We start from the raw sequence: 13318 nt of genomic DNA on the forward strand, positions 1-13318 counted from the left end.
TTTCAGTCGAGTGCGTTTCAGTGAAGTGAGGATTTTCGGGCCTTCATCACGCCGGCTACGGTGAGGAAAGAACCAAAGACCACAATTCTATCATTCTCACCGGCCCGGCTCATTGCATTTGCAAAAGCTTGTGCCGGATCATCGAAAATAGACACAGTATGTTCGCTGCTGTCGGGCTTATCTTCGAGCATGATCTGCACCTTGGCGGCCAGCTCGGAAGCCGTGGCCGCGCGCGGCGAAGGCAGGTTCGTCAGGCACCAGTGGTCGACGTGTTCGCTCATCGCGGCCAATACGCCATCGATATCCTTGTCCTGCATGGAGCCGAACACGGCATAGGTATACGGATGGAAACCCATGTTGCCCAGGTTCTGGTTCAGCGCCGACGCCGCGTGGGGATTGTGCGCCACGTCAAGGATCACGCTGGGGCGGCCAGGCAAGACCTGGAAGCGGCCCGGCAGTTCCACCGTCACGAGGCCCGTGCGCACTTCCTGCGCGCCCACGGGCAGTTTCAGCTTCAGCACTTCCAGCGCGGCCAGCACGGCCGTCGCATTGAGGATCTGGTTGGCGCCGCGCAAGCTTGGATACGCGAGCGAATTGCGGCGCTGCTCGCGCCCGCCGTAGTTCCACTGCTGCTTGTCGCCCGAATAGTTGAAATCGCGGCCCATCAGCCACAGGTCGGCGCCGATGGCCTCGGCATGATCGATCAACGACTGCGGCGGCACGGGGTCGCTGCAGATGGCCGCCTTGCCCGGACGGAAGATGCCCGCCTTTTCAAAGCCGATCGCTTCGCGCGTGTCGCCCAGGTAATCCGTGTGGTCGATATCGACGCTGGTGACGATGGCCACGTCGGCATCGATCACGTTGACGGCGTCCAGGCGCCCGCCCAGGCCCACTTCCAGGATGGCCACGTCCAGCTTGGCCTGCGACAGCAGATGCAGAATCGCCAGGGTGGTGAATTCGAAATACGTCAGCGGCGTGTCGCCGCGCACGGCTTCAACGGCTTGGAAGCTGGCGACGATCTGTTCGTCGCTGGCCATCTCGCCCAGCACGCGGGCGCGCTCGTTAAAATCGAGAAAATGCGGCTTGATGTACAGCCCCACTTTGTAGCCTGCACGCAACAGTACGGATTCCAGCATGGCGCAGGTGGAACCCTTGCCATTCGTGCCCGCCACCATGATCACGGGGCAAGTAAAAGCCAGCTGCATGCGCGCCTTGACGGCTTGCACGCGGTCCAGGCCCATGTTGATCTGGGTTTCCGAATGGCGGGTTTCCAGCATGGCGAGCCAGTCCGGCAAGGTGGTGGGGAGGTTTTGCATGGGAGACTTCTTGATGAGGAGACAGTGCGCGAAGCGCGGAGACGGTATTGCTTGGCAACCGGGCGGGTCCGCAGGACACCGCCCGGCCTGATACTTTGGCGTTACGCCAGCACTTCCACGGCCTGGTTTTGCAACAAGGCCAGCAGGCGGGCGATTTCTTCGCGCATCTTGCGGCGGTCGACGATCATGTCGACGGCGCCCTTGGTGACGAGGAACTCGGCGCGCTGGAAGCCTTCCGGCAGTTTTTCGCGCACGGTGTTTTCAATCACGCGCGGGCCGGCAAAGCCGATCAGCGCTTTCGGTTCGGCGATGACCACGTCGCCCATGAAGGCGAACGAGGCGGACACGCCGCCCATGGTCGGGTCGGTCAGCACGCTGATGAATGGCAGTTTCTTTTCGGACAACTTGGTCAGCATGGCCGTGGTTTTTGCCATCTGCATCAAGGACAGCAAGCCTTCCTGCATGCGCGCGCCACCGGTGGCGGTGATGCAAATGAACGGCACTTTCTGTTCCAGCGCGATTTGCGCGCCGCGCACGAAGCGCTCGCCCACGACGGAGCCCATGGAGCCGCCCATGAATTCGAATTCGAAGCACGCCACGACCACCGGCAGGCTCATGATGGCGCCGCCCATGACGACCATCGCATCCGTCTCGCCCGTCGCTTCCATGGCGGACTTCAGGCGGTCAGGATATTTCTTGCTGTCCTTGAATTTCAAGGTATCGACAGGCAGGATTTCCTGGCCGATTTCATAGCGGCCGCCCGCGTCGAGCAGGCTGTCGAGGCGTTCACGCGCGCGGATGCGCATGTGGTGGTCGCATTTCGGGCACACGTGCAAATTCGATTCCAGGTCCGTACGGTACAGCACGGCTTCGCACGACGGGCACTTGACCCACAGGCCTTCCGGCATGGTCTTGCGCGCGGCGGCATCAGAACGCTGGATGCGCGGTGGCAGCAGTTTTTCCAACCAACTCATATTTTCTCCTTGGGCCCTTGTAGGGGTAGCGTCGGTGGACGCCCCCGGCAGACGGTAAACGGCGACACCCCGCAGGGCGCTACCAAAAATTTTATCTATTGCACAATAACAGGCAAATCAGTGGCCGAAGTGTAGCCGTTTATCGCCGGGCTGTCGAACTTTGCCGCCACCCGAGCTTGCGTAAACAACAAGCTTGCTCAGGCGTCCAGTGCGGCGCGGATGCCTGCCGTAAAGCTGCGCACGGCGTCGACGGCACCGCCTTCCGGGGCATTTTCAATTTCCTGGATGATGCGGCTGCCGATGACGACAGCGTCGGCCACCTTGGCAACAGCCTTGGCCGTGGCCCCATCGCGAATGCCGAAGCCCACGCCGATGGGTAATTTTACATGCTGGCGGATGGCCGCGAGGCGCTCGGCCACCTGTTGCGTATCAATGTTGCCGGCGCCCGTGACGCCCTTGAGCGACACGTAATAGCTGAAGCCGCCGCCCACCTTGGCCACTTGCGCGATGCGCTCTTCCGTCGAGGTGGGTGCCAGCAGAAAGATCAGGTCGAGGCCCGCTTCGCGCATGGCGGCCGCGAATTCCTCGCACTCTTCCGGCGGATAATCGACGACGATGGCGCCGTCGGCGCCGGCCGCTTGCGCCGCTGCAATAAAGGCGGCGCTGCCGATGCGCTCGATGGGGTTGGCATAGCCCATCAGCACCACGGGCGTCGTCTGGTTCGTCTCGCGGAACTGGCGCACATAGCCGAACACGTCGTGGATGCCAACATTGAATTTCAAGGCCCGCTCGCAGGCGCGCTGGATGACGGGACCTTCGGCCATGGGGTCGGAAAACGGCACGCCCAGTTCCAGCACATCGGCGCCGCCCTCGACGAGTGCGTGCATCAGGGGCACGGTGGCGTCGGGGCCGGGGTCGCCGGCGGTGATGAAGGTGACCAGGCCGGTCTTGTTGTTGGATTTTAAGTTGGCGAAGGTGGTGGCGATACGGGACATGGGATGCTTTCTTTATCGGTGAGGAATGTCGGATTACGCGCTTGCGCGCTAATCCGACCTACGCGTTAATGGGATGTCAGTTGCTTAACTGAAATTCAATCCCATGCGCTCCGCCACGGTATGCATGTCCTTGTCGCCACGGCCCGACAGGTTGGCCAGCACGATCTGGTCTTTCGGCAAGGTGGCCGCCAGCTTGGCCGCGTAGGCCAGCGCGTGCGACGATTCCAGGGCCGGGATGATGCCTTCGATATGGCAGCAGTCGTGGAACGCCTGCAAGGCCTCGTCATCCGTGATCGACACGTATTGCGCGCGGCCCGAGTCTTTCAGCCACGCGTGTTCCGGTCCCACGCCAGGATAGTCGAGGCCGGCCGAGACGGAGTGCGTCTCGATGATCTGGCCATTTTCATCCTGCAGCAGATAGGTGCGGTTGCCGTGCAGCACGCCCGGGAAACCGGCCGTCAGCGAGGCCGAATGCTTGCCCGTGTCCAGGCCTTCGCCGGCCGCTTCCACGCCGATCAGTTTTACCTCTTTCTGGTCGATATATGGGTAAAAGATGCCCATGGCGTTCGAGCCGCCGCCGATGCAGGCCAGCACGTAGTCGGGCTGACGGCCCGTCATTTCCGGCATCTGCACCAGGCATTCCTCGCCGATCACGGACTGGAAGTCGCGCACCATCATCGGATACGGGTGCGGGCCTGCCACTGTGCCGATGATATAAAAGGTGTTTTCAATGTTGGTGACCCAGTCGCGCATGGCTTCATTCAGCGCATCCTTGAGGGTCTTGGAACCGGACTCGACGGGCACGACGGTCGCGCCCAGCAATTTCATGCGGTACACGTTCTGCGCCTGGCGCTTGACGTCTTCGCTGCCCATGTAGACCACGCATTCGAGGCCGAAGCGGGCGCAGATGGTGGCCGTGGCCACGCCGTGCTGGCCGGCGCCCGTCTCGGCGATGATGCGCGGCTTGCCCATGCGCTTGGCCAGCAGAGCCTGGCCGATGACGTTATTGATCTTGTGCGCGCCCGTGTGGTTCAAGTCTTCGCGCTTGAAATAGATTTGCGCACCGCCGGCCAGCTCGGACCAGCGCTTGGCGTGGTAGATCGGCGATGGACGGCCGACGAAGTGTTTCAACTCATAGCGGAACTCTTCGAGGAATTCCGGATCGACGCTGTAGCGGGCGTAGGCGTCTTTCAGCTCGGCCAGCGCATGCGTGAGCGTTTCGGCAACGAAAGAGCCGCCGTACGGGCCGAAGTGGCCGCGCAGGTCGGGAAACGGGTAATCGGTGGCGTGGAACAATGCGGCGGCTGCGCCGGGCGCTGTGGTGTGGTCATTCATGGTTGTTTCCTCTGGCAATGATGGCATCGGCATCCTGCACCGCGGCGATAAACGCGCGGACTCGGGACGCGTCCTTGATGCCCTTGGACGCTTCGACACCACTGCTGATGTCGACGGCGTAAGGGCGCACGCGCACCACTGCGTCAGTCGCGTTTTGTACGCTCAAGCCACCACTTAAAACGACCCGAGGCGCGAGTTCTTCTGGAATGAGGGACCAATCAAATACCTTTCCTGCACCGCCATAAGCATCCACATAGGTGTCCAGCAAGAGGCTGGCAAACAAGGGACTGGCGGCGCGATAGCGCTGTTCGTATTCTAGCAAATCTTCAAAGCTGGTGTCGGGTTTGACGCGGAACACTTGCGTAAACGGCGTATTCACGGCCGCAGCCAGCGCGGCGCTGTGTTCGGGCGTCTCGTCGCCATGAAATTGCAGCAGCGACAAGGGCGCCACGGCTTTCGTTGCCCGCACCTCGTCCAGCGTGGCGTTGACGAACAGGCCCACCGTCGTCACGTACGGCGGCATGGCCGCGATCAGGCTGGCGGCCTGTTCAGGCGTCACGTAGCGGGGGCTTTTCGGATAAAACACGAAACCGATGGCGTCGGCGCCCGCCGCCACGACGGCCTGGATATCTTCGGCGCGGGTCAGGCCGCAGATCTTGATGCGTGTGCGTGGCATGGCTTTTCCTTGAAGTAAACGTCAGAACCAGGGCAAGGCGCTGCTGCTGTCTTGCGGCAGTTCCCATTTCGGATCGTAATCGATCTGCGCCAGGTACAGGCCGTCCGGCATGAAGGTGGGCGCGGCCGCGTGGCGGTCCTTGCTTTCCAGCAGATGGCCGAGCCAGTCCGGCTTTTCGCGCCCCGTGCCGATGTAGACGAGCGAACCAACGAGGTTGCGCACCATGTGGTGCAGGAAGGCATTGGCCGTAATCGTAAAAATGACGCAATCGCCGCGCCGCTCGATGCGGATGTCATGCATGAGCTTGACGGGCGACTTGGCCTGGCATTGCGCGGCGCGGAAGGCCGTGAAGTCATGCCAGCCCAGCAGCGGCTGCACGGCCTGGCGCATCAGTTCCACGTCCAGCGGGCGGAAAAAGAAGCCGGCGCGCCCTTCCACGAGCGGCGAGCGGGTCGCGTTGTTGTACAACACATAATGATAGGTGCGCGCGCGGGCGCTGAAGCGGGCGTGGAAGAAGTCATTGACAGTCGGATCGCCTTCCAGTTCCCTGGCCCAGCGCACGGCGATGGACTTCGGCAGGAAGGCGTTGACGCCGCGCACCCATGAGTGCACGTCGCGGTTCAGTTCCGTATCGAAATGCACAACTTGCTCGAGCGCATGCACGCCCGTATCCGTGCGGCCAGCGCAGGTGGTGGCCAGGCGCACGCGGGCAAACTGTTCCAGCGCGTTTTCCAGCTGGTCCTGCACCGTTTGCCCGTCTTCCTGTTTCTGGTATCCATGCCAGGCCGTGCCGTCGTACTGCAGGCCGAGGACGATACGCTTCAATGGCGTTGCTGTCGTAATATTTTGCATCGAAGCATTATACCGGCGCGGCAGCCTGCCGCACCGGCGGGCACTGCTAGCTCAACAGCGCGCGCATGGTATTGGCTTTCGCAACCTGCTCTTCGCTACCGCCCTTGATGACCTCATCGATCAGTTCGCGCGCGCCTTCCTTGTCGCCAATTTCCTGGTACGCGATCGCCAGGTCCAGCTTGGTATCCATTTCCATGTGGATGGCCGACAGCGGATCGTCCACGCCCGCGCTGGCCGTCTTGCCATCGTTGAGGTCCAGGTCGATGCCGGACAGGTCGAACTCCTGTGCCGGCGGTATGGCTTCCGGCAAGGTGGCTGGCGTTTGCGCGTCGTCGAACAGGCTGTCGAGGGAAGGCTCGGCCGCCGCGACCGGCGCGGCAGCCGGCGCCACGCGCTCGTCGAGGTCGAAATGGGCCAGGTCGACATCCTTCAGCGGATCAGGCAACGGCGTCAAGCCGGCGCCCACGCCATTCACGGGGCCGGCTGGCGGCTCCAGGTCCAGGCCGAAATCCATGCTCGCGTCATACTGCGCATCCTGCGCGGCGGAGACGGGCTTGCTGTCCGGTCCCGGCATGACGATCGGGTCGCCGGTGGAAACGGGCTCGAAATCGAGGCTGTCGAGGTCAAAGTCGAGGGGATCTCGCGCATCGCGGGCCGTCACGGAAGACACGGACTCGGCCGGCGCCAGGTCGGCCAGCGGCGCGGCTGGCTCGTCAGGCAAATCCATGCTCTGGCCATGCACGTCGTTGCCGGCAGCCTTGCTCAGGCTGACGACGGCGTCGTCTTCCGTATCGCTATACAGGGGATTGGTAGGGTCGAGCGCCAGGCCCAGCGCGGCCGCTTGCGGCCACTCTTCGCCCTGGCCACGCGTCAGGCTGTACAGCTCGCTAGCCTGGTCTTCAAACGCGCGCACGTCATTGCGGGCCGAATAGATTTCCAGCAGCTTCAAGCGGGCAGCATGGCGTTCCGGGTGGATACGCAAGGCTTCCTTGAGGATATCTTCCGCCTGGCCATCGCGGCCGTAGGCGATATACACGTCCGCTTCGGCGACCGGATCCGTTTCATTCGCATCGAGCATGCTGGCGCCCGCTGCGGCAGCCACGCCGGCAGCGGCGGCGCCCGTGCCGAACAGGTGATTGCTCGCTTCGGACTGCTGGTCTTCCGGCGCCAGGCCTGACGGCGGCGCGACAGGCGGCTCCGGCTCGAACACGGGAGGTACGTCTTCGCGCGCAGGCGGCGCATCCTTGCGGCGGCGCGCGATCACCAGCGCAGCCACGGCAGCCAGCAGCGCGGCGATGCCGATGCCGATGGCGCCCAGGTGGTCATTGATCTTGTCGGTGATGGTCGGTTCCAGCGGCGATGGTTTTTTCACCAGCGGCACCGGTTTCGCTTTGGGAACGGGCGGCTGCGCTTCGGCTGGCACGCTGGCAACAGCCGGCGAGCTTGCCAATGCGCTGGCGGCAGCTTCGGCCGGCTTGGCGGGCGCCGGAGCGCTCTTGTCTGCCATGGCCTTGCTCTTGACCGCCATCAATTTTTCCAGGTCGCTGACGTTCTTTTCCAGCTCCTTGACGCGGGCAGCAGCTTCATCGACCTGCTTCGCCTTGGCGATCTTGTCTTCCTCGCTGGCCACGGCGCTCTTGCCGGCCGACTTGGCCGCCGGTTCCGCCTTCGACAGTTTCAGCTTGTCTTGCGACTCGCTCACGGCCGTCGGCTTTTCCTGCACCTTGGTCGCGCCGATCTTGCCGGCCGTGCTTTGCGTCGCTTCGGCCGCCTTGGCCGGCTTGCTTTGCGACACCTGGCCCGCCAGCTTGTTGCGGTAGGCTTCGAAATCGATGGCGTGCGCCGTCACGATGCCCTTCGCTTCAGCCGCACCGGTGGCGCGCACGGCGTCCGCGCCCGGCACGGCCAGGATGCGCCCGGCCTGCATGCGGTTCATGTTCTCGCCCTTGAAGGCGTCGGGATTGGCGCGGTACAGGGCCACGAGCATCATGTCGAGCGACACGCCAGAAGGCTTCAGTTCGCTGGCGATGCGGCTCAGGGTATCGCCCGTCCTGACCTTGTATTCCCCGGCCGGCTTCTTCGCCGCGGCTGGGGCAGCTTCGGCCGCCGCCTTGCCTTTGCCCGGCTCGGCCGGCGCCGTCACTTGCGCGCCGCGCGTCTGGCGCGCTTCCGGCGTATCGAGCACGAACGCATATTCGCGTACTTGGCGTCCGCTCTTGCTGCTCAGCTCCAGCAACAGATCGACCATCGGTTCGGCCACCGGCTGCGCCGAGCTGATGCGGATGAAAGGCTTGCCATTGCGGTTTTCCACGGCAAACGTCAAGGCATTTAGCGCGGGATTGAATTCCACGTTGGCCTGGCGGTAGGCGTCCGGCGGCGCCAGCTTGGCCAGCAGGCTGGTCGCCTCGCCTGGCTTGACGGCCGACAATTCGACCTCGGCGCGCAACGGCTGGCCGGCGGCGGACAGCACCGTGATCTTGCCCAGCTCGGCTGCGGATGCCGCCGGTGACAACAACACCGCACAGGCGACAGCGCTGCTGAGTGTTTTAATGGCAAGGGAGGCGACCCGGGGACGAGTGTGTACAGGCATAGTTGGCGGCATCTTAGTTGACATGGGAAAACTGTTACTTTTCCAGAGGTATCAACATATCATCATGCCCAGAGCTATGCAAGCTCCGCATGGTTGAGCCTTGACGGGCTCGGGACGAAAAAAAAGCCGGGAAAACAGCCCCGGCTTGATCTTGATCAGCAATTTGTGGCGATTACGCGTCGAGCAAAATACGCAGCATGCGGCGCAGCGGCTCGGCCGCGCCCCACAGCAACTGGTCGCCCACGGTGAACGCGGACAGGTATTCGCCGCCCATGCTCATCTTGCGCACGCGGCCGACGGGAATCGTCAGGCTGCCCGTCACGGCCGCCGGCGACAGGTCGCGCACGGACGCTTCGCGCGTGTTCGGCACGAATTTCACCCATTCATTGTTGCTGGCGATGATGTCGTTGATTTCATCGAGCGGCACGTCTTTTTTCAGCTTGATGGTCAAGGCTTGCGAATGGCAGCGCATGGCGCCGATGCGCACGCACAGGCCGTCGACGGGAATTTCCTTGGTGCCGAAATCGATGCCGCGACCGAGGATCTTGTTCGTTTCCGCGCCCGCCTTCCACTCTTCCTTCGACTGGCCGTTGCCCAGGTCCTTGTCGATCCACGGGATCAGGTTGCCGGCAAGCGGCGCGCCGAACTGCTTGATTTCATCCGGGGAATAGCCGTGCTGGGTAGCCAGCACCTGGCGGTCGATTTCCAGGATGGCGGAAGCGGGGTTGTCCAGCAGCGCCTTGACGGAACCGTTGATGGTGCCGAACTGCGTCAGCAGTTCGCGCATGTGCTGCGCGCCGCCGCCCGATGCCGCCTGGTAGGTCATCGACGTCATCCAGTCGATCAAATCGTGCTGGAACAGGCCGCCCAGGCCCATCATCATGCACGACACGGTGCAATTGCCGCCGATATAGTTCTTGACGCCCTTGCCCAGCGCATCCTTGATGACGTGCAGGTTGACGGGGTCGAGCACGATGACGGCGTCTTTTTCCATGCGCAAGGTCGAGGCCGCATCGATCCAGTAGCCATTCCAGCCGCTGGCGCGCAGCTGCGGGAAGACGGCGCTCGTGTAGTCGCCGCCCTGGCAGGAAATGATGATGTCGCACTTGGACAGTTCGGCGATGTTGTTGGCATCCTTCAGGATGGTTTCATTCTTCGCCATGGCCGGCGCCGAGCCGCCCGTGTTCGAAGTGGTGAAAAACACCGGTTCGATGTGGGCGAAATCGCCCTCTTCCTGCATGCGTTGCATCAGGACCGAACCGACCATACCGCGCCAACCTACCAAGCCAACTAATTTCATTACCATTCCTCAAGATGAGACGGCGACTGCCGTCATTAGACTATTTTATCCCAGTGCTTTTACAACTGCATCACCCATGGCCTCGGTACCGACCAAAGTCGTGCCCGCTTCGTGGATGTCGGCCGTGCGCAAGCCCTGCGCCAGCACTTGCTTGACGGCGGCTTCCACCCGGTCCGCCTGCTCTTCGCGGTTCAGCGAATAGCGCAGCATCATGGCGGCCGACAAGATCGTCGCCAGCGGATTGGCGATGCCCTTGCCCGCGATATCGGGCGCCGAACCATGCGATGGCTCGTACAAGCCCTTGTTGTTGGCGTCCAGCGAGGCCGACGGCAGCATGCCGATCGAGCCCGTCAGCATGGCGGCCGCATCCGACAGGATGTCGCCGAACATGTTACCGGTCACCATGACGTCGAATTTCTTCGGCGCCCGCACCAGCTGCATGGCCGCGTTGTCGACATACATGTGGTCGAGCGCCACGTCCGGGTATTCCTTGTGCACGTCGGTGACGATGTCTTTCCAGAACTGGAAGGTTTCCAGCACATTCGCCTTGTCCACGCTGGTCAGGCGCTTGTCGCGCTTTTGCGCAGCCTGGAAAGCCACATGGGCGATGCGGCGGATTTCGCCTTCCGCATAGCGCATGGTGTCGAAGCCTTCGCGCTGGCCCTTGAACGGACCGTCCGGGCACTCGCGCACGCCGCGGGGCTGGCCGAAATAAATGTCGCCCGTCAATTCGCGGATGATCAAAATGTCCAGGCCGGACACTACTTCCGGCTTCAGGGTCGAGGCGCCCGCCAGTTCCGGGTACAGAATGGCCGGACGCAGATTGGCGAACAGGCCCAGGTTCTTGCGCAAGCCCAGAATCGCCTGTTCCGGGCGGAACTGGCGCTCCAGGTTGTCATATTTATAGTCGCCCACGGCGCCGAACAGCACGGCATCGGCCGCTTTCGCCAGCGCCAGGGTGGCTTCCGGCAAAGGGTGGCCATGGGCCGCATAGCCGGCGCCGCCCACGGGTGCCGTTTCCAGTTCGAACGATTCGCCCAGCACATTCAAGACCTTGACGGCTTGCGCGACGATTTCAGGACCGATCCCGTCGCCGGGTAAGATTGCAATTTTCATGGAGTGATCTTTAGATAACGTTGGCCAGCCAGGGCTGATTGTTCAAATGGCGTTCTTCGAAGGCGCGGATGTCGTCGGCGTGGCGCAGGGTCAGGCCGATATCGTCGAGGCCATTCATCAGGCAGTATTTGCGGAAGGCGTCGATCTCGAACGGGTACGAGACGGAACCGTTGCTGGTGCGCACGCACTGCTGTTCCAGGTCGACCACCAGCTTGTAGCCGGGGAAAGCCTTGACTTCATTGAACAGGTGCTCGACCTGGCTTTCCGACAGTACGATGGGCAGCAAACCGTTCTTGTAGCAGTTGTTGAAGAAGATGTCGGCAAACGATGGCGCGATGATGGCGCGGAAGCCATATTGATCCAGGGCCCACGGCGCGTGTTCGCGCGAGGAGCCGCAGCCGAAGTTCTTGCGTGTCAGCAAGATCGAAGCGCCCTGGTAGCGCGGCTCGTTGAGCACGAACTCGGGGTTCAGCGGGCGGCGGCTGTTGTCCTGGCCCGGTTCGCCATGGTCGAGGTAGCGCCATTCGTCGAACAGGTTGGGGCCGAAGCCGCTGCGGTGGATCGATTTCAGGAATTGCTTCGGGATAATCGCGTCGGTGTCGACGTTGGCGCGGTCCAGCGGGGCCACCAGGCCTTCGTAAATCGTAAATTTATCCATGCTGTTTCTACTCGGTAAGACGCGCGGCGCAGTGCGCCCGCACGTCACGGTTTATTTTCCGCCGGCGCCAGTGACAACCTGGCCGACTTTCTGCACGTCGCGGCCGATGCCGGAGACGGTGTTGCAGCCAGACAGGATGACGGTGGCGATGAGGAGGGCGAAGAGTTTTTTCATGATGAGTTCTCGATAAGAAAGATGGGACTGAGACCGCTAGTGTAAACCAGCGGCGCCAGTCCCTGCCGTCATCGCAATCCCCGCACGTCGACAAAGTGGCCGGCGATGCCCGCCGCGGCCGCCATCGCGGGCGACACCAGGTGGGTACGGCCGCCCTGCCCTTGCCTGCCTTCGAAGTTGCGGTTCGAGGTCGACGCGCAGCGTTCGCCGGGCTCCAGGCGGTCCGCATTCATGGCCAGGCACATGGAACAGCCCGGTTCGCGCCACTCGAAACCGGCATCCTTGAAGATGCGGTCCAGGCCTTCGCGTTCCGCCTGGTCCTTGACGAGGCCGGAACCTGGCACGACCAGCGCCAGGGTCACGTTCGATGCACGGTACTTGCCGCGCACCACGGCGGCGGCCGCGCGCAAATCTTCGATGCGCGAATTGGTGCAGGAACCGATGAAGACCTTGTCGATGCGCACGTCGGTGATCGGCGTATTCGGTTTCAGGGCCATGTAGACGAGGGCCTTTTCGATGGCATCGCGCTTGACGCTGTCTTTCTCGTTGTCCGGGTCCGGCACGCGGCCATCGATGCCGATGACCATTTCCGGCGACGTACCCCACGTCACTTGCGGCTCGATCTCTTGCGCGTTGAGCGTGACGACCAGGTCGAAACGCGCGCCCGGGTCCGAATGCAGGGTGCGCCAGTAGGCCACGGCGCGCTCCCAGTGCGGACCAGCCGGCGAAAACGGACGGCCCTTGACGTAATTGATGGTGGTGTCATCGACGCCGATGATGCCGGCGCGCGCGCCCGCCTCGATGGCCATGTTGCACACCGTCATGCGCCCTTCCATCGACAGCGCGCGGATGGCCGAGCCGCCAAATTCGATACAGTAACCCGTGCCGCCGGCCGTGCCGATCTTGCCGATGATGGCCAGCACGATATCTTTCGCCGTCACACCGGCCGGCAGTACGCCGTCGACTTGCACCAGCATGGATTTGGATTTCTTTTGCAGCAAGGTCTGCGTGGCCAGCACGTGTTCCACTTCGGACGTGCCGATGCCGTGCGCCAGCGCGCCGAATGCGCCATGCGTGGACGTGTGCGAATCGCCGCAGACGACCGTCATGCCGGGCAGGGTCGCGCCCTGCTCGGGGCCGATCACGTGCACGATGCCCTGGCGCTTGTCGTTCATGTTGAAGTAGGTCAAGCCGTAGTGCTTGGCGTTCTTGTCCAGGGTTTCCACCTGCAGGCGCGAGACCGGATCGGCAATGCCGTCCACGCGGCTGGTGGTGGGCACGTTATGGTCGGCCACGGCCAGGTTGGCGGAAATGCGCCACGGCTGGCGGGCC

11 protein-coding genes and 1 pseudogene are annotated in these 13318 nt (G+C 62.9%); all 12 read right to left on the reverse strand.

Annotation, left to right across the window (positions count from 1 at the left end; all coding sequences use genetic code 11):
* Positions 1–17 precede the first annotated feature (17 nt).
* The gene (folC, locus tag VM94_RS24265; RefSeq protein WP_046685792.1) at positions 18–1316 is read right to left on the reverse strand and encodes a bifunctional tetrahydrofolate synthase/dihydrofolate synthase; all 1299 of its coding nucleotides are present in this window, start codon (positions 1314–1316) and stop codon (positions 18–20) included.
* Positions 1317–1417: 101 nt separating this feature from the next.
* A complete protein-coding gene (gene accD, locus VM94_RS24270; RefSeq protein ID WP_010400390.1) occupies positions 1418–2290 on the reverse strand; it encodes an acetyl-CoA carboxylase, carboxyltransferase subunit beta in 873 nt (290 codons plus the stop codon).
* 197 nt (positions 2291–2487) lie between these two features.
* Positions 2488–3285 (reverse strand): tryptophan synthase subunit alpha, encoded by a 798-nt coding sequence (gene trpA / locus VM94_RS24275; protein WP_046685793.1) that lies wholly within the window; start codon positions 3283–3285, stop codon positions 2488–2490.
* Between the two features lie 84 nt (positions 3286–3369).
* Entirely contained in the window at positions 3370–4620 is a 1251-nt protein-coding gene (gene trpB / locus VM94_RS24280) for a tryptophan synthase subunit beta (RefSeq protein WP_138829015.1), read from the reverse strand.
* Positions 4613–5296: a phosphoribosylanthranilate isomerase gene (locus VM94_RS24285; RefSeq protein ID WP_046685794.1), complete on the reverse strand. Its 684-nt coding sequence runs from the start codon at positions 5294–5296 to the stop codon at positions 4613–4615. The genes trpB and VM94_RS24285 overlap by 8 nt, the downstream gene beginning before the upstream one ends.
* Positions 5297–5317: 21 nt before the next feature.
* Positions 5318–6148 (reverse strand): tRNA pseudouridine(38-40) synthase TruA, encoded by an 831-nt coding sequence (gene truA, locus VM94_RS24290; protein ID WP_185982128.1) that lies wholly within the window; start codon positions 6146–6148, stop codon positions 5318–5320.
* Positions 6149–6194: 46 nt separating this feature from the next.
* Positions 6195–8666 (reverse strand): FimV/HubP family polar landmark protein, encoded by a 2472-nt coding sequence (locus VM94_RS24295; RefSeq protein ID WP_235433011.1) that lies wholly within the window; start codon positions 8664–8666, stop codon positions 6195–6197.
* 244 nt (positions 8667–8910) lie between these two features.
* Positions 8911–10038 (reverse strand): aspartate-semialdehyde dehydrogenase, encoded by a 1128-nt coding sequence (gene asd, locus VM94_RS24300; protein ID WP_082127896.1) that lies wholly within the window; start codon positions 10036–10038, stop codon positions 8911–8913.
* Positions 10039–10083: 45 nt separating this feature from the next.
* Positions 10084–11154: a 3-isopropylmalate dehydrogenase gene (gene leuB / locus VM94_RS24305; RefSeq protein ID WP_046685798.1), complete on the reverse strand. Its 1071-nt coding sequence runs from the start codon at positions 11152–11154 to the stop codon at positions 10084–10086.
* Positions 11155–11164: 10 nt separating this feature from the next.
* Positions 11165–11812 (reverse strand): 3-isopropylmalate dehydratase small subunit, encoded by a 648-nt coding sequence (leuD, locus tag VM94_RS24310; protein WP_046685799.1) that lies wholly within the window; start codon positions 11810–11812, stop codon positions 11165–11167.
* 51 nt (positions 11813–11863) lie between these two features.
* Positions 11864–11986 (reverse strand): lipoprotein, encoded by a 123-nt coding sequence (locus VM94_RS27980; RefSeq protein WP_010400408.1) that lies wholly within the window; start codon positions 11984–11986, stop codon positions 11864–11866.
* A 68-nt stretch (positions 11987–12054) separates the two neighbouring features.
* A pseudogene (gene leuC, locus VM94_RS24315) lies at positions 12055–13318 on the reverse strand (3-isopropylmalate dehydratase large subunit); the annotation flags it as partial.

The sequence above is a fragment of the Janthinobacterium sp. KBS0711 genome (assembly GCF_000988085.1).
GTDB lineage: Bacteria > Pseudomonadota > Gammaproteobacteria > Burkholderiales > Burkholderiaceae_D > Janthinobacterium > Janthinobacterium lividum_E.